The following is a 20,173-nucleotide window of genomic DNA, read 5'->3' as shown; positions in this document are numbered from 1 at the left end:
GACGCCCCCGCCCCCACGCCCGTGCGTGAGCGGCCCGCGCGCCGGTCCGGGTGGCGCGCGCCACGTCGCCCCGCTCCCAGGCAACCCATCACGTCGTTCACAACTCTGACAGGTGTGCAAGGGGGGACCTGTCAGTCCGCCCCGCGCTCGATGTGAGCGCAGGAGAAGGAACGGGAAAAGAAGCCGTGCTGCAAGAACAACAACGTGACGCCGACCGTTCGACCGATGAACGGCAGCTCGCGACCGAAGGCCGACGCCGTCCCAGGAGGCGCCTGGCCCTGATCGGCGGGGCCCTCGCCGTGGCCCTCGCGGGGGGTGGCGCGGCGGCCTACGCGTTCGGCGCCTTCTCGGACGTAGGGGACCCGGTGTCCTTCGGCGCGGCCCACGAGCCGGCCGCGGCCACCGGGGACGTCGCGCCGGGCGTGCGCATGCCCACCGGCCCCAAGGCCTCGTTCGTCCGCAGTTCCCGGTTGCCGGACGGTACGCAGATCGCCCAGACCACCCTCACCGGCGCGAAGTCGGGCTTCAAGGGCGACGTGTGGGTGTGGACGCCGAAGGAATACAACGACCCGCGGTACGCCAAGAGCGCCTTCCCGGTCCTGATCTCGCTCCCCGGCGGGCGCGGCTATCCCAAGAACTACTGGGGGACCGGCCCCGGCCTGGGTCTCCAGCAGGCCGTGAGCGACGGGGTGAAGGCCGGTACGAGCCTGCCCTTCATCCTCGTCATGCCGGTGATCAACGCGGACACCAAGCACCACTTCGACGGCTCGGACATCCCCGGCCAGCCGAAGATGGGTACCTGGATGGTCGATGACATCCCCGATTTCGCGCGGGCCAATTTCCGCACCTTCGACTCCCGCGACGGCTGGGCCTTCATGGGCTCCTCCTCCGGCGGCTTCGGTGGGCTCAAGCACGTCCTGAAGTACCCCGACCGCTTCAAGGCGGTCATCGCGAGCGGAGTGGACACGGTCCCGGATTCCCCGCTGTGGAAGGGGAACAAGCAGGCCATGGACGCGAACAACCCGGAGGAGCTGGCCGCGAAGCTGATCAAGGAGAGTGGCCCGGACGTCTACATCAGCTTCCAGATCGGCACCAAGGAGAGCGGCCGCGCCATCGCCGAGAAGTTCATGCAGAACTATGGGAAGGGCCCCGTGCACACCCGGCTCCAGGTGATCCAGGATGGTGAGCACAACGGAAAGTCGTATGTACGCGGCATGAAGGAGGGCTCCCTCGCGTGGATCAGCAAGGTGATGGCCGCGCCGACCCCGACCAGCGTGGGCGTGCCCGAGCCGAAATGAGCACGAGGGCGAAGGGCGTGTCCGCGGCCGCGGCCGCCGGGATCGCCGCGGTGTGCGCCGCGCTGTTCGCCCTCGGTTTCCTCAAGCCGTTCGAGGAGCCGCCGGTGCACCCCTTTCCCACCGTCGGGGTGCTCACGGCCAACGGGGAGCACTGGTGCACGGCGAGCGTCGTCGACAGCCCCGAGGGGAACGTCGTCGCCACCGCCGCGCACTGCGTGGTCCCCGCCGGCGAGGACGGGGTGCCCGGCCAGGTCGCGCACGACGGCCTCGCCATCGGAGCCCTCGCCTTCGCACCCGCCTTCTCCGGCGAGGACGACGGCCATCCGCCGCTCGGCGTGTGGAAGGTCCGCTCGGTCCACGTGGACGACCGCTGGAGGAAGTGGGGCGACGACACCGTCGACTTCGCCTTCCTCACCGTCGAGCCGGACGAGAACGGGCGCAGCCTCCAGGACCGGGTCGGCCGCAGCGAGGCCCCGACGGCCGACTGGACCTCCGGGTACGAACGGGACGTCACCGTCGTCGGCTATCCGGAGTCCGGGCACAACCCGCGGAACCAGCCCGTCTCCTGCACCACGCAGACCCGGCACGACGAGGACGACCCCGACATGCTGTACATCGCCTGCGCGGGCTTCTGGACGGGGACGAGCGGCAGTCCCTGGATCGCCGACCGGGGCGGGGTCGGGCAGCCCGGCCGGTTGATCGGGGTGCTGAGCGGCGGGGACACGGACATGGACTCCACGGCGGCGCTGTACGACGAGCGAGCCAAGGCGCTGTACGAGAGCGCCGCGCGCGGCTGACCCCTCCCCGGCCCCGAACCCGGGCCCCGGGCCCCCGCCGGGGCCCGGCGCTCAGTCCTCGAGCAGGGCGTTCAACTCGCCGTAGGGGAGGGATCCGGCGAGGGAGGTGTACGTGCCCTCCCGGAGCATCTCCTCGGTGGCCCGGCGGACGACGGCGTACGCCGCCTCGGCCACCCGGGAGCCGAGGCTGACCCGGGCGACGCCGAGGGCGCCGAGTTCCGCAACCGAGGGGGCGTCCGGGCCGACGAGGATGTTGAGCGGGGCGTCGATGCCCTTGGCGAGCTCGGCGACGGTGGCGGGATCGGTGACACCGGGGACGAAGATTCCGGTGGCGCCGGCCTCCAGGTACGCGGCGGCGCGCCTCAGGGTCTCGTCGAGCCGGCCGCCCGGCTCCCCGAGACCGAAGAGGTACGTGTCCACGCGGGCGTTGACGTAGAGCGGGACCCCCGCCGCGTCGGCGGCGGCGCGGGCCGCGGCCAGCCGCTCCGCGTGATCGGCGGGCGCACGGTCGCCGTCCTCGATGTTGATCCCGACCGCGCCGGCGGCCAGTACCCCGGCGACGGTCTCCGCCACCCCGGCGGGGTCTGCGCCGAAGCCGCCCTCGATGTCCGCGGTGACGGGCACCGACACGGCTGCGGCCACCCGTGCGACGAGGTCCAGGGCGCGGTCCCGGGCCAGGGCGTCCCCGTCGGGCGCGCCGAGGGACCAGGCGACCCCGGCGCTGGTGGTGGCGACGGCGGCCCCGCCGGCCGCCTCGACGAGCCGGGCACTGGCCACGTCCCAGGCGTTGGCCAGGGCGAGCGGGGAAGCGGGGGTGTGCAGGCCGGCGAAGGCGGTGGCGCGGGCGGCCAGGCGGGCGGGATCGAGGGTGTCGGTCATGGGGCCAGTCCAGCAGCCGGGGTGATCGGTGGCCGGCGAATTTCCGTCACGATGCCCGGAAGGTGCCGGGCATCGTGACGCGCAACGGCCGCGCTCAGGGGGCCGCCCGTCTTGGCGCCCGCCCCGCACAAGGGGACGACCGCCGTACGGCCCTGGAGCGGGTCCGAGGGGGCGCCCGGCGCGACCGCCGCCCAGCAGGCCGCCGCCGTCGGCTCGACGAACAGGCCCCGCGCCGCCAGGTCTCGCTGGGCCGCCCGCAGCCGGTCCTCCGACACCGTCACGAAGGTCCCGCCGGACTTGCGGACCGCCGCGAGGATCTGCCGGGCACGGGGCGGCGCCGGGATGGCGATCCCCTCGGCCAGGGTGGGCCGTTGCGGCACCGGGGCGGCTTCCTCGGCGCCCGCGTGGAAGGCCGCCGCCAGCGGGGACACCTCCCGCGCCTGCACCGCGATGAGCGCGGGCGGCCGCACCCCGCGCCGGGCCAGTTCCTCCGCCGCCAGCGCCGCCCCGAGCAGCAGGGTGCCGTTGCCCACGGGGACCACCAGGGCCTCCGGCAGCCGCCCGCCCAGCTCCTCCCACACCTCGTACGCGTACGTCTTCGTCCCCTGGAGGAAGTACGGGTTGAAGACGTGGCTCGCGTAGAAGACCCCCGGCTCGTCCGCCACCGCCCGGGCGGCCGCGGCGGTGGCCTCGCGGCCGCCCGGCACCACCCGGACCGTCGCCCCGTGCGCCCGCATCTGCGCGGTCTTCTTCTCCGAGGTGCCCTCCGGCACGAAAACTTCACAACTCAGGCCGGCCCGGGCGCAGTAGGCCGCGACGGACGTTCCGGCGTTGCCGCTGCTGTCGGCGACGACCCGCTCCGGCCCCAGTCGCCGGGCCAGTTCCACGAGCATGACCGCGCCCCGGTCCTTGAAGGACAACGTGGGCATCAGGAAGTCGAGCTTGGCGTGAATCCGCTCCACGAGCGGAACGAGCGGAGTGTTGCCCTCCGCGAGCGATACGGAGAACGCCCCCGGCAGGGGGAGCGCGGCGCCGTAGCGCCACAGCGAGTTGGGTCCGGCCGACGGTTCCAGCGGGCCGGCCGGATCGGGTGTGAAGTCGAGGTCCCAGGGTCCGGCGCACACCGGGCAGCACCACGGCGCCGTACGGACGTCGGCACGGGTGTCGTCCTCGGGGCAGACGTAACCGGGCAGTGCGTGGGTCATGTGCGGAACGCCTTTGCTCTTTCATGGCCGTTGTATGGCACGGATGTTACGCGTCCGTTGTCCTCTTGTGGGATGGCGAGAGGGTGGGTCAACCTTTCGGTGGCGACGACCCGTTGGACCCAATGGCTTGTCATGGCCATGACTTTCCGCGTCCTGTTTCCACGCGCCCCGCCGCACCCACACCCACCGCGCCACACCCACCGCATCGCACCACCGCACCACCGCACCACCGCACCACCGCACCCACCCCGCCACACCCACCGCATCGCACCCACGCACCACCGCACCCACGCACCGCACCCCCCGCAGCGCACCACCTATGAGGAGGACCCCTCACATGTCCGTGATGCGTCACACCCGCCGGCAGATCGCCGGCATCAGCGCCACCGCCGCCGTGGCCCTCGTGCTCGCCGCCGCCGCGTTACCCGCCTCGGCGGCGGACGGCCCGCAGGGCGTCATCGAGAACGCCGGCGTCGCGGGCGCCGTCCCCGGCAGCTACATCGTGACCTTGAACGACTCGGCCGCCCGCTCCACCGCGGACAGCGGGAAGGCCGTCGCCAAGCGGTACGGGGCCAGGATCGACCGGACCTACAGCGCCGCCCTCAACGGCTACTCCGTCGAGGTCTCCGAGGCGCAGGCCAGGAAGCTCGCCGCCGACCCGGCGGTCAGGTCCGTCGTGCAGAACCGCACCTTCACCGTCGACGCCACCCAGCCCAACCCGCCGTCGTGGGGCCTGGACCGCATCGACCAGCGCGCGCTCCCGCTCGACAACAGCTACACGTACCCGGACAAGGCCGGTGAGGGCGTCACGGCGTACATCATCGACACCGGCGTCCGGATCTCGCACACCGACTTCGGCACCCGCGCCTCCTACGGCTACGACGCCATCGACAACGACAACACCGCCCAGGACGGCCACGGCCACGGCACCCACGTCGCCGGCACCGTCGGCGGCACGGCGTACGGGGTGGCCAAGAAGGCCAAGATCGTCGGCGTTCGCGTCCTCAACAACCAGGGCTCGGGCACCACGGCCCAGGTCGTCGCCGGCATCGACTGGGTGACCCGCAACGCCGTCAAGCCGGCCGTGGCCAACATGTCGCTCGGCGGCGGCGCCGACTCCGCCCTCGACACCGCCGTCCGCAACTCGATCGCGGCAGGCATCACCTATGCCGTCGCGGCGGGCAACGAGTCCACCGACGCGAGCACCAAGTCCCCGGCGCGCGTCGCCGAGGCGATCACGGTCGGCGCCACCACCAACACCGACGCGAAGGCGAGCTACTCCAACTACGGTTCCATCCTCGACCTCTTCGCGCCGGGCTCCTCGATCACCTCCTCGTGGGGCACCGGGGACACCGCCACGAACACCATCTCCGGCACCTCGATGGCCTCACCGCACGTGGCGGGCGCCGCGGCCCTGTACCTGTCGCAGAACCCGACGAGCACCCCGGCGCAGGTCTCGGCCGGCCTGGTGGCCGCCGCCACCCCGAACGTGGTCACCGGCGCCGGCGCCGGTTCCCCGAACCGCCTGCTGAACGTGGGGAACTCCACCACCCCGCCGAACCCGGGCACCCGCTTCGAGAACCTGACCGACTACGCGATCAACGACAACTCCACCGTCGAGTCGCCGATCACGGTCAGCGGGATCTCCGGCAACGCCCCGGCCACCCTCAGCGTGCCGGTGGACATCAAGCACACCTACGTCGGTGACCTGAAGGTCGATTTGGTCGCCCCCGACGGCACGGTCTACAACCTGCGCAACCGCACCGGCGGCAGCGCGGACAACATCGTCCAGACCTTCACCGTGAACGCCTCCTCCGAGGTCGCCAACGGCGTCTGGAAGCTCCGCGTCGCGGACCTCGCGGGCGCGGACACCGGAAAGATCGACTCCTGGGCGCTGCAGTTCTGACCGGGTGCCCCTGAGGAGGGGCAGGCCGTGCGGGGAGACCCGTACGGCCGGGCGATGAACCGCGGGGGCGACCACAGGGCGGTCGCCCCCGCTGCGTACTATTCGCGCATTCGTTCGCGCCCTTGTGATGGAGCACCACGCCTCGTGACCTACCCGCCCCCGCCGACCCCTCCCACCGGTCCGGCCAATCCGTGGGCCCCGCCCTCCTCGCAGGCCCTGTGGGGTCCGCCCCCGCCCCAGGGGCCGCCGGCGCTGAACGGCTTCGCCCTCGCCTCGCTGCTGGTCGGCCTGCTCTGCCTGCCGCCGCTGGGCATCGTGTTCGGCGTCGTGGCGCTGGTACAGATCGCGCGGAAGCGGGAGCGCGGCAGGGCGCTGGCCGTCGTGGGCCTGGTCGTCTCCGTGGTGATGACCGTGGTCGCGGCGTACGTCACGCAGCAGTACGCGGACTCCTTCTCCCGGCACGTCGCCTCGTCGGTGGTCGCGCGCGACGACGCGGAGGGCTCCCGGACCGCCATCGACGACATGGCGCCGGGAGACTGCTTCAACGTTCCGGGCGGCGACCTCCTGAAGCAGTCGCCCTTCGTCCACGCGGTCGACTGCACGCAGGTGCACCACGCCGAGGTGACCTCCTCGACCCTCCTGGACGACGGCCCCTTCCCGGGCGACGACGGGTTGGAGTCCACCGCGACGGACATCTGCTGGGAGGCGCAGGACGCCTACGCGATGGACACGTGGGCGCTGCCCGCCTATGCGGAGATGTACTACTTCGCCCCCACGCGGGCGCTGTGGCGCGAGGGCGACCGGCGTCTGCTGTGCGTCATCGGCACGTCGAGTGAGGAACACCGGGGCAGCCTGCGCGAGGATGCCGGGATGCTGACACCGGAGCAGGCGGAGTTCCTGCGGGTGATGAACGGGGTCGACAAGGCCTTCGCGCGCCAACCGGAGAGCGGCCCCGAGGAGGCGCTGTCCGAGAGCCGCACCTGGGCCCGGGAGATCGACACGGCGCTCGCCGCGCAGTCCGCGCTGTTGCGGCGGGTCTCGGGGCGCCCCGGGATCGGCGCCGCGGCGGGCGCGCAACTGGTGGAGGTCGAGGCGGCGCGCAAGGAGTGGCAGCGCGCGGCGAGGGCGACGAAGCCGGCCGAGTTCGACGAGGCCTGGGACCGGGCGATGCGGTCGCTCGATGTCGACACGGAGAAGAAACTGCGCGGGGCGTACGGGCTTTCGACGCGCGTTCCGGAGTGGTTGTCGGACCCGGGGGCCGAGGATTCGCGGGGTTCGTCGAGGGAGTTGACCTGAGGGCTTCTGCGTAACGCGCGGTAACGGGTTTGAGTGACCTGGCTTCATCACTTCGAGTGAAACTCTGGCCCTTGCTTGCGGTGCACAACCGTCGGTTGCCAGGGTGTAGCTGTCTGTCAACCTGATGGGAGTGGCCAGTGACTTTCGGTGAGCAGCCGGCCTATCTGCGCGTCGCCGGGGATCTGCGACAAAAGATCGTCGATGGGTCCCTGCCCCCGCACGCCCGGCTCCCCTCGCAAGCCCGGATCCGCGAGGAGTACGGGGTCTCCGACACCGTGGCGCTGGAGGCGCGCAAGGTCCTCATGGCGGAGGGGCTCGTCGAGGGCCGGTCCGGGTCCGGTACGTACGTCCGCGAACAGCCCGTACCGCGGCGGGTCGCCCGCTCCGGCTACCGCACGGGGGGCGCCTCCACGCCCTTCCGGCAGGAGCAGGCGGAGTCGGGCGCCCGCGGCACCTGGGAGTCCGGCAGCGAGCAGACGGAGGCCACGGCCGACATCGCGGCGCGGCTGGGCATCGAGCCGGGGGACCGGGTCATGCGCACCAGGTACGTCTTCCGTGACGCGGGGGAGGCGATGATGCTGTCGACCTCCTGGGAACCGCTGGCCGTGACCGGTCGGACGCCCGTGATGCTGCCCGAGGAGGGCCCGTTGGGCGGGTCCGGGGTGGTGGACAGGATGGCCGCGATCGACGTCGTCGTGGACAACGTGGTCGAGGAGGTCGGGGCGCGGCCCGGTCTCGCGGAGGAGATCCTCTCCCTGGGCGGGGTGCCCGGCCATGTGGTGCTGGTGGTGAGCCGCACCTACTTCGCCTCCGGGCTGGCCGTCGAGACCGCCGACGTCGTGGTTCCGGCGGACCGCTACCGCCTGGCCTACCACCTGCCGGTGCGGTGACCGGCCGGTTCGGCGGTCGGTCCGGGGGCGGCGCCCGATGCCGTCCGCCGGGCGGCACGGAGGTCGCACCGGAAGGCGGACAGCCCGTACCGGACCGTTAACCGGGCGGTGACCTGACGGCCCGGGGCGTAACCCCCGGGCAACGCCGCCGTGTGACGGGGGGTCACATCCTGGCCCTACCGTCCGGCGGTATGACCGAGACCGCCGCGCCCCCGCAGTCGCCGCCCCGTCGGAGCCACGCCGAACTCGCCGCCGACGAGAGCCGCGAGGACTACTCCCTCCGCTACGCCCCCCACTCGTTCCGCCGCTGGAGCCCCGCCGCCGTCGCCGGCACGGCGCTCGGCGGGATCGCGTACCTCGCCGACTTCGCCATCGGCGCCTCCATCGTCTTCGCCTACGGATTCACCAGCGGACTCGCCGCGATCCTGGCCGCCGCCACCGTCATCTTCCTCACCGGCATCCCGATCGCCCGCGCCTGCGCCACGTACGGCCTGGACATGGACCTGGTGACGCGCGGCGCCGGCTTCGGGTACTTCGGATCCACCCTCACCTCGCTCATCTACGCCTCCTTCACCTTCATCTTCTTCGCCCTCGAAGGCTCGATCATGGCCCAGGCCCTGCACCAGGCCGTCGGTCTGCCGCTCCAGGTCGGGTACCTGATCACCACGCTCATCGTGATCCCGATCGTCTTCAAGGGCATGGGCGCCCTCGCCAAGGTCCAGGCCTGGACCCAGCCCGTCTGGTTGATCGGGCTCGTGCTGCCCTTCCTCGTACTCGCCTTCCACGCCCCCGACTCCTGGGGCGCCTTCGCCGACTTCGGCGGCACCGAGGGCGCCGGCTCCGGCTTCTCCTGGATCGGCTTCGGCTTCGGGACGGGCATCGCCCTCTCGCTCATCGCGCAGATCGGGGAGCAGGCCGACTACCTGCGGTTCATGCCCGCCAAGACCCCGGCCAACAGCCGCCGGTGGAACCTCGCCGTACTCGCGGCCGGACCCGGCTGGGTGATCATCGGCGCGGCCAAACAACTCGGCGGCGCGTTCCTCGCCTTCGTGGCGCTCGAAGCGGTCGGCACGACCCACGCCCTGGAACCGATCGCCCCGCAGATCGAGGCCCTTCGGCCCTGGCTCGGCGGCTTCGCCCTGCCTGCCGCCGCGCTCTTCGTGATCGTCTCCCAGGTCAAGATCAACGTCACCAACGCCTACAGCGGTTCGCTGTCCTGGTCGAACTTCTTCTCCCGAGTCACCCACCGCCACCCGGGCCGGGTCTGGTACATCTTCCTCAACCTCGGCATCGCGCTGACGCTGATGGAGCTGAACATGTTCTCCGTGCTCGGCAAGCTGCTGGGCTTCTACTCCAACGTCGGCATCGCCTGGATCGTCGCCGTCGCGGCCGACCTCGTCATCAACAGGCGACTCGGACTCAGCCCGCCCTACATCGAGTTCAAGCGCGCCTATCTGTACGCCGTCAACCCGGCGGGTTTCGGCGCGATGGTGATCGCCTCGACCGTCTCGATCCTGGCGTTCTTCGGACTCTTCGGGACCTACCCCGAGGCCTTCTCGACCTTCATCGCCGCCGGACTCTCCCTCGTGCTCTGCCCGTTGATCGCCTGGGCGACCAAGGGGAAGTACTACCTGGCCAGGCCGAACGGGGTGAACGGCCCCGGGATCGAGGTCCCGGACGTCACCGCCACGCACATCTGCTCCGTCTGTGAGACGGCGTACGAACTCCCCGACATCGCCGATTGTCCCGTCCAATCCGGGCCGATCTGCTCGCTCTGCTGCTCCCTCGACGCGACCTGCGGCGACGCCTGCCGCAAGGGCGCGAAGGAGGGCGCGGCCGGGGGTGCGGTGGTGCTTCCGATGCCGGTCGTGCGCCGGGTCTGAGCCGGTTCGCACGGCGCACCCGTACGCATGGCCGGATGCGTACGCCCGCGAGGTACCTCTTCGTGAAAAACCGTATCCGCTCAGTAAAGGTCGGGCGTAAGCTCGGGCATATGCGCAATGCGGTTTCCCGGGCAGGTACATCGGCGGAGGGTGAAACGCGATGAACGACAGCGGTGCCCTGCTCCCATGGCTGGTCATACGTCAGGACGACAACGGCAACCGCTACCGGGTGGGCCGGTACCCCACCCGGGCCGAGGCCCAGAAGGTCATCGACAGCCTCGACGACCGAGAACACAAGCAGCTCTACTGGGTCGAGCGGGTGGCTCAGGGCAGCCAGGCCGCGACGAGGAACTGAGCGTCGGGCCGTCGACGCACTGGCATAGGCTCCGTCCATGACTGTACGAGTGGTCGTGGGCGGAGCCCTTTGTCGTGACGGGCGCCTGCTGGCCGCCCGCCGCAGCGCGCCGCCCGAGCTGGCCGGCCGGTGGGAGCTCCCGGGCGGCAAGGCCGAGCCGGGCGAGTCCGTCCCCGAGGCCCTGGTGCGCGAACTGCGCGAGGAGCTCGGCGTGGAGACCGAGGCCCTGGAGCGGGTCCCGGGGGAGTGGCCGTTGCGCCCCGACCTGGTCCTGCACGTGTGGACCGCCGGACTGCTGTCCGGGGAGCCGGCCCCGCTGGAGGACCACGACGAACTGCGCTGGCTCCGGCCGGACGAGCTGGACTCCGTGGACTGGCTCGACCAGGACCGCCCGGCGGTCGAGGAGATCGGACGCCGGCTCCGCTCGACCCCGGACCCGACGCCCGCACCGGGGCGCGGGCCGACGCCGGGACGGACGGGCGCACGCGCGGACGGCTCACCGGGCGACCCGGTCCCCGGTCCGTGAGGCTTGTGCCGTAGGCCGTATGCGCCACGGCGGGCCGACGCGTGGGGAAGGAGTGGTACGACCCCCCGAATATCGGGTATGTCGCTATTAATCACCATCCCATCTTCATCTCATCCCCCTATCGTCCCTGCTGAATCCGACTGGGGTCGCCGCGGCCCGGGAAGTGATCGGCGTGATCGACACAGACGGTGAATGCGCCGAGTGGGCCTTTCCCGCCGAGCCCGGCAGTGTGCGCACCGCCCGTCACGCCGTGCGCGGCAAGCTCCGCGCCTGGGGCCTGGACTCCCTCGGCGACGTGACCGTCCTGCTGGTCAGCGAACTGGTCACCAATTCCCTGCGCTACGCCTCCGGCCCCATCGGGGTACGGCTGGAACGACGCGATTCGGCCGCCGAGGACGCGCCCGCGAGTCCGGCACTTCTCGTGGAGGTTTCCGATCCGCTTCCGGATCCGCCCCGGGAACGCGTCGCCACGCCGGACGACGAAGGGGGGCGCGGGCTGCACCTGGTGTCCGTCTCGGCACAGCGTTGGGGGACCCGGCACGGGAAGTCGGGCAAGACTGTGTGGTTCGAGTTGGCACTTCCTGGTGAGTAACAAGGGGAAGGGTGGCCGGCGATCACCGGAGGTGGCTCGAAACAGTCGGGACCTTTTTGTGATCGTGAACGCCATGCGGGCCGGGGCCGTGGTGCTGAATACTTCGGTCATGGCCGGTCCGGTTGCGGTGAGCTGGAGGGGACGGTCGCGTGAGCGAGATACCTGCGCAGGCACATCAGGCCCGAGTGTCCGGGGCGACGTGGCACGACGCCCTGTGGCACAGCAGCCCGCCTGGCTCGATATATGACTACATAAAGGTCGCGTCCTTCTCGATCGGCCCGGACGGGCTCATCGATCAGTGGAGCCTGCGCGCCGAGGAACTGTTCGGGCTGACACCCGCGCAGGCGGTGGGCCGCGACCCGGTCGACGCCTTCATGCCGCCCGAGCTGCGCGCCGGGGGACACCGCAAGGTCGCCGAGATCCTCGACGGCGAGGAATGGACGGGCCTCATCCCCTTCCGCATCCCCGACGGCGACGGCGCGCACGGCGTAGCCGAGATCTACGTGATGCCCACGCGGACCGAGACCGCCGAGCGGGCCGCGCTGTGCGTCGTCGTCGACGTACGCGCGCTGCGACGCATCGAATCCGATCTGGCGGCCTCGCAGGCGATATTCGGTCAATCTCCTTTCGGCTTCCTGCTCTTCGGTACCGACCTCACCGTGCAGCGCGCCAACCGCCGCTTCGCGACCGTCTTCGGCGGAGCCGTCGAGGAACACCGCGGCCGGACGGTCCACGACTACCTCCCGGCCCATGAGGCGGACCGGATGTCCGACGCCCTGCGGCGCGTGCTGGAGACCGGCGAATCCGTCACCGACCTGCGGATCACCGGAGCCACCCCGCGCAGCCGGGACAACCGCCACTGGGCCATCAACCTCTACCGCGTCCACGGCGGCACCGGCCGCCCCGTCGGTGTCGCCGGCATCGGCATCGACGTCACCCGCAGGCACCTCGCCGCCCGCGAGGCCGCCGGCGTACGGCGCAACCTGGCCCTGCTCAACGAGGCCGGACACCGCATCGGGAACTCCCTGGACCTGGAGACCACCGCCCGGGAACTCCTCGACGTCACCGTCCCCGGCTTCTGCGACCTCGCCTCCGTCGACCTCTACCAGGGGCTGCTGCTCGGCGACGACGACCGCCCCGCCCGGCCGCAGGGCCCGGGGGTGCCCTCCCTGCCCGGGCAGGGGACCGGACGGGCGCCGTCGGCGCCGCTGCGCCGGGTGGCGTTCGCCTCTGCCGTGTCCGACGCCCTGGGGTCGGGGTCGGGCGCGTCGGTCGCCGTGGGGGAGATCCACCGCTATCCGGCGGCCTCACCCGGGGCACTGGCCCTGAGGACGGCGCGCACGCGCCTCATCGAGGGCGGCGGCTCCGACGACCTGGTGCAGTCCACACTGGTCGTGCCGCTGGTCGCCCACGACACGGTGGTCGGCCTCGCCCAGTTCTCCCGTACCAAGGGCAGCGAACCGTTCGGCGAACGGGACCGGGCCGTGGCCGTGGAACTGACCGCGCGAGCCGCCGTGTGCATCGACAACGCACGGCTCTACCGGCGTGAGCACGAACGGGCGCTGATGCTGCAACGCAGCCTGCTGCCCCCCGGCGACCCGGAGGCGGCCGGCCTGGACATCGCCTGTCGCTACCTGCCCGGCAACGCGGCCACCGAGGTCGGGGGCGACTGGTTCGACGTCATCGAACTGCCCGGCCACCGCACGGCGCTGGTCGTCGGCGACGTCATGGGCCGGGGGCTGCGGGCCGCCGTGGCCATGGGCGAACTGCGCACCGCCGTAAGGACCCTGGCACTCCTGGACCTCGAACCGGCCGAGGTGCTCAGCGCCCTGGACGAGGTCGCGCGGGGACTGGGGGCGCCCGGCGGATCCCAACAGGCCTCCCGGGCCGCCCTGCACTCGCGGGACGCGGACCGCTCGGAGGTGTACCTGGCCACCTGCGTCTACGCCGTCTACGACCCGGTCACGCGGCGCTGCACCATCGCCAACGCCGGCCACATGCCGCCGGTGCTGGTGGAACCGGCCGAGGAAGGCGCGCCGCCGCGCCCCGGGCTGCTGCTGGAGATCCCCCCGGGGATGCCCCTGGGCGTCGGCGGGGAACCCTTCGAGGAGGTGGAGATCGAACTCCCCGAGGGGGCGATGCTGGCCCTCTACACGGACGGACTGGTCGAGTCCCGGGACCATCCGCTGGAGGAGGGCCTGCGCGGCCTGCGGGAGGCCGTCGCGGACCCGTCACGGCCCCTGGAGGAGGTCTGCGACCACGTGCTCAACACGCTGCACACCCGGCACGGGGAGGACGACATCGCGCTGTTGATGGCCCGGGTCCAGGGACTGCCCGTGGACGCGGTCGGTGACTGGCAGCTCCCGAGGGAGGCCCGCTCGGTGGGCCGCGCACGGGAACTCGCGCGGGCCAAGCTGCCCGCCTGGGGGCTGGAAGGGCTCCTGGACACCACGGAACTCCTCGTGAGCGAACTCGTCACGAACGCCCTGCGGTACGGGGAGGGGGAGATCCGGCTGCGGCTGCTGCTGGACCGCACCCTGGTCTGCGAGGTGTGGGACGCCAACCTCGCCCAGCCGCGCCGCCGTCGCGCCCGGGACACCGACGAGGGCGGTCGCGGTCTGCAACTGGTCGGCCTGCTGTCGGCCGGCTGGGGCACCCGACGCACCCACCGGGGCAAGACGGTGTGGTTCGAGCTGCCCCTGCCGGGCGGCGGAAGCGGCGGGCCGACGGAACTGTCCGCGGAACAGCTGCTGGGCATGTACGGCTGACCCCGCGCCGGCCCCGGGGCCGCCCGGCCCGTCTCGGGGCGGCCCGGGGCGGCTCGGCGGCCCCGGCCAGGCGGCCCGGCCCCGTCCGGTCCCGCCCAGGCCCGTCCAGCCCGCCCTGGGCCTAGGCGGCCCGGCCGCCCTTGAGCGCGGCCAGACGGGCCTCGATCTCCGAGGTCTTGTCGAGGTCGTCCAGGGACTCGAACTGGGCGTCCAGCGAGGACGCGGCCAGTTCCTGCTTGCCCAGCGCCATGGCCTCCTCGCGCCTGACCTTGTCCTCGAAGCGGTTCAGGTCACTGGTGGGGTCCATGACGTCGATGTTCTTCACCGCGTCCATCATCGTGTTCTGCGCCTGCGCGGTCTTGGCCCGTGCCACCAGCTCGTCGCGCTTCGACGTCAGCTCGGTCAGCTTGTTCCGCATCGAGTCCAGGCCGGACTTCAGCTTGCCGACGACCTCCGTCTGGGCGGCGATCGTCGGCTCCGCCGTCTTCGCCTCCCTCTCCGACTGCAACTGCCGGCCGAGGGCGACCTTCGCGAGGTTGTCGAACCGGTCCGCGTCGGCCGCCGACCCGGCCGCGCGCAGTTCGTCCGCCTTCCGGCTCGCCGCGAGCGCCTTGTCGCCCCACTCCGAGGCCGCCTCCACGTCCTCCTTGTGGTCCGCCTCCAGCATCCGCAGGTTGCCGATCGTGGTGGCAACGGCCTGCTCCGCCTCCGAGATGTTGTTCGTGTAGTCCCGGATCAGCTGGTCCAGCATCTTCTGCGGGTCCTCGGCCTGGTCCAGCAGCGCGTTGATGTTCGCCTTGGCGAGCTGGGTGACACGGCCGAGGATGGTCTGCTTGCTCATGTGCCTGTACTCCCGGGTAGAGGTGGGATCACGGAGGTGGGATGTCGTCAGAAGCGGCCGCCGCCGCCCATGCGGCCGCGGGTGCCGCCGCCGCCGAAGGAGCCCGGCCCGCGGCCGCCGCCCCCGCCGAAGGAACCCCCGCCGCCCCCGAAGCCGCCCCCGAAGCCTCCACCCCGGTTCCGGCCGCCGCCGAGGATCTCGCCGAGGATGATCCCGCCGAGCACCGCGCCGCCCATGCCGCCCTGCCGGGGCCGGCCGGCCCCGCCGTACGGGTCCTGGTAGGCCCGTACGTCCTGCTCGGCGAGCTGCTGGGCCTGCCGCGCGAGCGAGTCCGCCTGCTGGGCCTCCGCCAGCGCGCCCGCCGGATCCGTGCCGGTCAGGGCGAGGGAGCGCTCCAGGTGCCGCTGCGCCTCCGCCAGCCTGGTCCGGGCCTGGCTGCCGACCGCGCCCCGACTGGTGGTGACGTAGTCCGCCGCCGCGCCGATCGCGCTGCGGGCCGACAGCAGTGCCTGGTCCAGCAGGCCCGCCGCCCGCTGCCGCCCACTCTCCCGCTCACGGGCCCCCGCGAGGGCCTCGTCGAGGGCCGCGTCGGCCTCCTCGACCCGGCGCAACGCGTCGATCGGGTCGTACCGGCCGGCCGCCTGCTCCCGCCGCACGTCCGCCAGGACCGACTCGGCCCGGCCGATCCGACCGCGCAGGTCCGCCGTCGAGGTCCCCTGCGCGGTGCCGCTCAGCAGCCCGCGGGCGTCCGCCAGGTCCGTGTCCGTCTCGCTCAGCGCCACGGGCAGCTTCCCGGCCGCCTCCGCGAGCTCCCGCGCCCGCCGCTCCACCGCGTCCACCAGGGTCGTCGCCTGGTCGACGGCGCTCTCGGCGGCCCGGACGTGGACGGCGGCCCTGCCTTTGTCGCCGGCGTCGATCGCGGCCCGCGCCTCGCCGAGGCTGGCCGTCGCGAACAGCAGCCGGTCCTTGGCCTGTTCCGGGTTGGAGGCGACCGGGGCGGCCGCGGAATCCGCGTACCGACCCGTCAGTGCCGTCAGGGTGGCCACGGCCGTGGTCGTCCGGCCGGTCAGCGCGCGGAAGTGCGCCTCGACGGTCTCCAGCGCCCGCGGGGCGTTCTTCTCCAGGTCCCGCAACCGGTCGAAGTCCGCGGTCTCGGCGTCGAGCCGACGGTTCGCCTCCGTGCAGCGGGCCACGATCTCGTCCAGCATCCGGCGGCGGGTCGCGTCGTCCTCCGGGTAGGCGTCGTCCAACTGCTGACGCAGCCGGAAGGCGTGCGTCAGCTCGCCCTTCGCGTACTTCACCGCCTCGGTGAAGGCCCCCACGGCCTCCTCGCCGAACTGCGCCGAGGCGAAGCCGAGTTCCTCGGTGCTGGTGCGGACCGCGTCGTCGGTTTCCACGAGCAGCGCCTTCGCCCGCGCGTCGAGGTCCGGCAGGGCGAGGGGCGCCGCCGCGCCGCCCTGACCGCCCCAGCCCGGCCCGGTCGTCGTCCCGCGCCCCGCGCCGGGGCCCTTGCCGCGCTTGCGGCGGCTGTACGCGTACGCGCCGAGCGCGCCCGCCGCGCCGACGACGACCACCGGCAGGACGAAGTCCCCGGCGCCGTCGCCGCTCGCGGACCCGCCCGGATCGGCCTCGCCGGGGGTGAGCGTGGGCACCGGCACGGGTTGGCCGCCCAGGACCGCGTCGTAGCCGTTGGCCGCGCCGATCGCGGCGCCCGCCCAGTCGTTCTCCCGCAGGGCGGGCTCGATGGCGGTCCTCGCGACGGAGGCCAGCTGTTGTTCGGTGAAGCCGGAGTCCACGTCGGCCGAGTAGGCGTACTGCCGGTCGCCGGTCGCCACGGCCAACAGGACGTCGTTCTGACCGAGCCCGTTCTTCTGCGCCGTGGCGTCCGCCCAGCTCTGCGGGGAACGCCCGGAGAAGTCGCGCACGTACGTGACGAAGAGCTGGATCCTGCGGGCGTCGTACAGCTCGTCCAACGCGGACACGACGGCCGGCCGGCGGTCGCCCAGCGCCCCGACCCGGTCGGTGATCTGCCCCTGTTTGGACAGCGTCACGGGATCGTCGGCGCGGGCGGGCGGCGCCGACGACACCCCCCACCCGCCGACCGCCAGCAGCCCGGCGCAGAGCGCGAGTGCGGCCCGAACTGCCGGCCCGGCGGTGGTGCGTCTCTTCGGCGGAGTCACATTTCGGAGCGTATGGGCGGTTTCCCGCCCCCGCACCCGGAGTGATCACCGGATCCGACGCACGGCACCGCTACCGGCCCGAACGCCGGCCGATCTTGTTCCCGAGCCAGACCAGCGGGTCGTAGGAGCGGTCCACCACGCGTTCCTTCAGCGGGATCAGCGCGTTGTCCGTGATCTTGATGCCCTCGGGGCAGACCTCCGTACAGCACTTGGTGATGTTGCAGTAGCCCAGCCCGTGCTCGTCCTGGGCCATGCGCCTGCGGTCCAGACCCGCCTCGGCGGCCGCGTCCAACGGGTGCATGTCCAGCTCCGCCACCCGCATGAGGAAGCGCGGACCGGCGAAGGAGGTCTTGTTCTCCTCGTGGTCGCGCACCACGTGACAGGTGTCCTGGCACAGGAAGCACTCGATGCACTTGCGGAACTCCTGCGAGCGCTCCACGTCCACCTGCCGCATCCGGTACGCGCCGGGGGCCACCCCCTCCGGCGGCACGAAGGCCGGCACCTCGCGCGCCTTCTCGTAGTTGAACGACACGTCCGTGACCAGGTCCCGGATCACCGGGAAGGCCCGCAGCGGGGTGACCGTGATCGTCTCCTCGCGGTCGAAGACCGACATGCGGGTCATGCACATCAGTCGCGGCCGGCCGTTGACCTCCGCGCTGCACGAGCCGCACTTGCCCGCCTTGCAGTTCCAGCGGACCGCGAGGTCGGACGCCTGGGTCGCCTGGAGCCGGTGCACGATGTCCAGGACCACCTCGCCCTCGTGCACCTCCACGGTGAAGTCCCGCAGCTCCCCGCCCTCCGCGTCGCCCCGCCAGATCCGGAAGTGGGCGTCGTAGTCAGTCACTCGTAGAGCTCCTCTTCGGCGAGGTACTTGACCAGCTCGTCCTTCTCGAACAGGGCGAGCAGGTCGGGACGGATGGGTTCGGTGCGGACCCGCGTCAGCTCGATCCGGTCGGCCGCGGGATCGGCGGGCGCCGGCTCCACCGGCCGGCACAGCAGGTTCACCGGCCGCCAGTCCCGCTCCATCGACGGGCAGTCCTCGCGGGTGTGCCCGCCGCGGCTCTCGGTGCGTTCCAGGGCCGCCCGGGCCACGCACTCGCTGACCAGCAGCATGTTCCGCAGGTCCAGGGCGAGGTGCCAGCCCGGGTTGAACTGCCGGTGGCCCTCGACCCCGGCCCGCGCCGCCCGCGCCCGCAGACCCGCGAGCCGCTCCAGGGCCTCGGCCATCTCGCCGGCCCGGCGGATGATCCCGACCAGGTCGTTCATGGTCGTCTGGAGCTCCTGGTGGAGCGTGTACGGGTTCTCCGCGCCCTCCGCGGCGTGGAACGGGGCCAGCGCCTCCCGCGCCGCCGCGTCGACCTCCGCCTGGGAGACGGCCGGGCGCTCGGCGCACGAGGCGGCGTGCGCCGCCGCGTGCAGTCCGGCCCGCCGGCCGAAGACCAGCAGGTCGGACAGGGAGTTGCCGCCCAGCCGGTTCGAGCCGTGCATGCCGCCCGCGACCTCGCCGGCGGCGAACAGGCCCGGCACGCCCAGGGTGGCCGCGGTGTCGGACTCGACCGCGATCCCGCCCATCACGTAGTGACAGGTCGGGCCGACCTCCATCGCCTCGGCCGTGATGTCCACGTCCGCCAGCTCCTTGAACTGGTGGTACATCGACGGCAGCCGCCGCCTGATCCGCTCGGCGGGCATCCGGGTGGACACGTCCAGGAACACCCCGCCGTGCGGGGAGCCGCGGCCCGCCTTGACCTCGGAGTTGATGGCCCGCGCCACCTCGTCGCGGGGCAGCAGTTCCGGCGGGCGCCGGTTGTGGTCCGGGTCCTCGTACCAGCGGTCGCCCTCCTCCTCGGACTCCGCGTACTTCTCCTTGAAGACGTCCGGGACGTAGTCGAACATGAACCGCTTGCCCTCGCTGTTGCGCAGCACCCCGCCGTCGCCGCGCACCGACTCGGTGACGAGGATCCCCTTCACCGAGGGCGGCCAGACCATGCCGGTCGGGTGGAACTGAACGAACTCCATGTTCAGCAGCGGCGCGCCCGCGAGGAGGGCCAGCGCGTGGCCGTCGCCCGTGTACTCCCAGGAGTTCGAGGTGGTCTTGAAGGACTTCCCGATCCCGCCCGTGGCCAGCACCACGGCCGGCGCCTCCAGGACGAAGAAGCGTCCGCTCTCGCGCTCGTAGCAGAAGGCCCCCGAGACCCCCTCCCCGTCCTTCAGGCTGCGATCCTTCAACACGCGGGTGACCGTGCACTCCTGGAAGACCTTGAGCCGGGCCTCGTGGTCGCCGAACTCCTTGTAGTCCTCCTGCTGGAGCTGGACGATCTTCTGCTGGAGGGTGCGGATCAGCTCCAGGCCGGTCCGGTCGCCGACGTGGGCGAGGCGCGGGTACTCGTGTCCTCCGAAGTTGCGCTGGGAGATCCGCCCGTCGGGCGTCCGGTCGAACAGCGCGCCCCAGGTCTCCAACTCCCACACCCGGTCGGGCGCTTCCTTCGCGTGCAGTTCCGCCATGCGCCACTGGTTGAGGAACTTGCCGCCGCGCAGGGTGTCGCGGAAGTGCACCTGCCAGTTGTCCCCCTCGTTCACGTTGCCCATGGAGGCGGCGATCCCGCCCTCCGCCATCACCGTGTGGGCCTTGCCGAAGAGGGACTTGCAGATCACGGCCGTACGGGCGCCCCGTTCGCGGGCCTCGATCGCGGCCCGCAGCCCGGCGCCGCCCGCACCGACCACGACCACGTCCCACTGCTGTCGGTCGACTTGAGCCAT

General features: G+C 72.3%; 16 protein-coding genes. 10 read left to right on the top strand and 6 right to left on the bottom strand.

What is annotated here, in order from left to right:
* The first annotated feature begins 185 nt into the window (after positions 1-185).
* Positions 186-1,298 carry an alpha/beta hydrolase gene (locus tag ACFYW3_RS10840; RefSeq protein ID WP_389386095.1) on the top strand — a complete coding sequence of 371 codons (1,113 nt, stop codon included), beginning with the start codon at positions 186-188 and terminating at the stop codon, positions 1,296-1,298.
* Positions 1,295-2,095, top strand: a complete 801-nt coding sequence (locus tag ACFYW3_RS10835; RefSeq protein ID WP_351756253.1) for a trypsin-like peptidase domain-containing protein — start codon at positions 1,295-1,297, stop codon at positions 2,093-2,095. Before ACFYW3_RS10840 ends, ACFYW3_RS10835 begins: the two co-directional genes overlap by 4 nt.
* 51 nt (positions 2,096-2,146) lie before the next feature.
* Here the strand turns inward: ACFYW3_RS10835 and ACFYW3_RS10830 are convergent, their stop codons facing one another.
* Both ACFYW3_RS10830 and ACFYW3_RS10825 read right to left on the bottom strand, forming a co-directional pair.
* Positions 2,147-2,974, bottom strand: a complete 828-nt coding sequence (locus ACFYW3_RS10830) for an isocitrate lyase/phosphoenolpyruvate mutase family protein (RefSeq protein ID WP_389386094.1) — start codon at positions 2,972-2,974, stop codon at positions 2,147-2,149.
* Positions 2,971-4,179, bottom strand: coding sequence for a threonine synthase (locus ACFYW3_RS10825; RefSeq protein ID WP_389386093.1), 1,209 nt, complete (start codon positions 4,177-4,179; stop codon positions 2,971-2,973). The genes ACFYW3_RS10830 and ACFYW3_RS10825 overlap by 4 nt, the downstream gene beginning before the upstream one ends.
* A 337-nt stretch (positions 4,180-4,516) precedes the next feature.
* Between ACFYW3_RS10825 and ACFYW3_RS10820 the strand changes: the two genes are divergently transcribed.
* The 8 genes from ACFYW3_RS10820 to ACFYW3_RS10785 all read left to right on the top strand — a co-directional run bounded on the left by ACFYW3_RS10820 (position 4,517) and on the right by ACFYW3_RS10785 (position 14,395).
* Positions 4,517-6,085: a S8 family serine peptidase gene (locus ACFYW3_RS10820; RefSeq protein WP_389386092.1), complete on the top strand. Its 1,569-nt coding sequence runs from the start codon at positions 4,517-4,519 to the stop codon at positions 6,083-6,085.
* Positions 6,086-6,229: 144 nt separating this feature from the next.
* The gene (locus ACFYW3_RS10815) at positions 6,230-7,381 is read left to right on the top strand and encodes a DUF4190 domain-containing protein (RefSeq protein ID WP_389386091.1); all 1,152 of its coding nucleotides are present in this window, start codon (positions 6,230-6,232) and stop codon (positions 7,379-7,381) included.
* Between the two features lie 137 nt (positions 7,382-7,518).
* Positions 7,519-8,271 carry a GntR family transcriptional regulator gene (locus ACFYW3_RS10810; RefSeq protein ID WP_329442706.1) on the top strand — a complete coding sequence of 251 codons (753 nt, stop codon included), beginning with the start codon at positions 7,519-7,521 and terminating at the stop codon, positions 8,269-8,271.
* A gap of 191 nt (positions 8,272-8,462) precedes the next feature.
* Positions 8,463-10,154: a purine-cytosine permease family protein gene (locus tag ACFYW3_RS10805; RefSeq protein ID WP_389386090.1), complete on the top strand. Its 1,692-nt coding sequence runs from the start codon at positions 8,463-8,465 to the stop codon at positions 10,152-10,154.
* Between the two features lie 160 nt (positions 10,155-10,314).
* Positions 10,315-10,509 (top strand): SPOR domain-containing protein, encoded by a 195-nt coding sequence (locus ACFYW3_RS10800; protein ID WP_351756239.1) that lies wholly within the window; start codon positions 10,315-10,317, stop codon positions 10,507-10,509.
* A gap of 37 nt (positions 10,510-10,546) precedes the next feature.
* Positions 10,547-11,035 (top strand): (deoxy)nucleoside triphosphate pyrophosphohydrolase, encoded by a 489-nt coding sequence (locus tag ACFYW3_RS10795; RefSeq protein WP_389386089.1) that lies wholly within the window; start codon positions 10,547-10,549, stop codon positions 11,033-11,035.
* Positions 11,036-11,198: 163 nt separating this feature from the next.
* Positions 11,199-11,627 (top strand): ATP-binding protein, encoded by a 429-nt coding sequence (locus tag ACFYW3_RS10790; protein ID WP_351756234.1) that lies wholly within the window; start codon positions 11,199-11,201, stop codon positions 11,625-11,627.
* A 149-nt stretch (positions 11,628-11,776) separates the two neighbouring features.
* Entirely contained in the window at positions 11,777-14,395 is a 2,619-nt protein-coding gene (locus tag ACFYW3_RS10785) for a SpoIIE family protein phosphatase (RefSeq protein ID WP_389386088.1), read from the top strand.
* Positions 14,396-14,516: 121 nt separating this feature from the next.
* Here ACFYW3_RS10785 and ACFYW3_RS10780 read toward each other — a convergent pair whose 3' ends face one another.
* The 4 genes from ACFYW3_RS10780 to ACFYW3_RS10765 form a co-directional block, all read right to left on the bottom strand.
* Positions 14,517-15,236 (bottom strand): PspA/IM30 family protein, encoded by a 720-nt coding sequence (locus ACFYW3_RS10780; protein ID WP_389386087.1) that lies wholly within the window; start codon positions 15,234-15,236, stop codon positions 14,517-14,519.
* A gap of 47 nt (positions 15,237-15,283) precedes the next feature.
* Positions 15,284-17,416 carry a TPM domain-containing protein gene (locus ACFYW3_RS10775; RefSeq protein WP_389386086.1) on the bottom strand — a complete coding sequence of 711 codons (2,133 nt, stop codon included), beginning with the start codon at positions 17,414-17,416 and terminating at the stop codon, positions 15,284-15,286.
* Between the two features lie 70 nt (positions 17,417-17,486).
* Positions 17,487-18,260, bottom strand: coding sequence for a succinate dehydrogenase/fumarate reductase iron-sulfur subunit (locus ACFYW3_RS10770; protein WP_389386085.1), 774 nt, complete (start codon positions 18,258-18,260; stop codon positions 17,487-17,489).
* Complete coding sequence (locus ACFYW3_RS10765) at positions 18,257-20,173, bottom strand: fumarate reductase/succinate dehydrogenase flavoprotein subunit (RefSeq protein WP_389386084.1); 1,917 nt, start codon at positions 20,171-20,173, stop codon at positions 18,257-18,259. The genes ACFYW3_RS10770 and ACFYW3_RS10765 overlap by 4 nt, the downstream gene beginning before the upstream one ends.

Source organism: Streptomyces sp. NPDC002602, assembly GCF_042889445.1.
GTDB lineage: Bacteria > Actinomycetota > Actinomycetes > Streptomycetales > Streptomycetaceae > Streptomyces.
Note: the sequence above shows the minus strand (reverse complement) of the source record. Positions and strands in the feature narration are given on the sequence as shown.

Bases quoted from the DNA above. Each gene is read 5' to 3' on its own strand.
- ACFYW3_RS10835 (WP_351756253.1), top strand. From the start codon at position 1,295: ATGAGCACGAGGGCGAAGGGCGTGTCCGCGGCCGCGGCCGCCGGGATC.
- ACFYW3_RS10830 (WP_389386094.1), bottom strand. From the start codon at position 2,974: ATGACCGACACCCTCGATCCCGCCCGCCTGGCCGCCCGCGCCACCGCC.
- ACFYW3_RS10825 (WP_389386093.1), bottom strand. From the start codon at position 4,179: ATGACCCACGCACTGCCCGGTTACGTCTGCCCCGAGGACGACACCCGT.
- ACFYW3_RS10820 (WP_389386092.1), top strand. From the start codon at position 4,517: ATGTCCGTGATGCGTCACACCCGCCGGCAGATCGCCGGCATCAGCGCC.
- ACFYW3_RS10805 (WP_389386090.1), top strand. From the start codon at position 8,463: ATGACCGAGACCGCCGCGCCCCCGCAGTCGCCGCCCCGTCGGAGCCAC.
- ACFYW3_RS10800 (WP_351756239.1), top strand. From the start codon at position 10,315: ATGAACGACAGCGGTGCCCTGCTCCCATGGCTGGTCATACGTCAGGAC.
- ACFYW3_RS10795 (WP_389386089.1), top strand. From the start codon at position 10,547: ATGACTGTACGAGTGGTCGTGGGCGGAGCCCTTTGTCGTGACGGGCGC.
- ACFYW3_RS10780 (WP_389386087.1), bottom strand. From the start codon at position 15,236: ATGAGCAAGCAGACCATCCTCGGCCGTGTCACCCAGCTCGCCAAGGCG.
- ACFYW3_RS10765 (WP_389386084.1), bottom strand. From the start codon at position 20,173: ATGGCTCAAGTCGACCGACAGCAGTGGGACGTGGTCGTGGTCGGTGCG.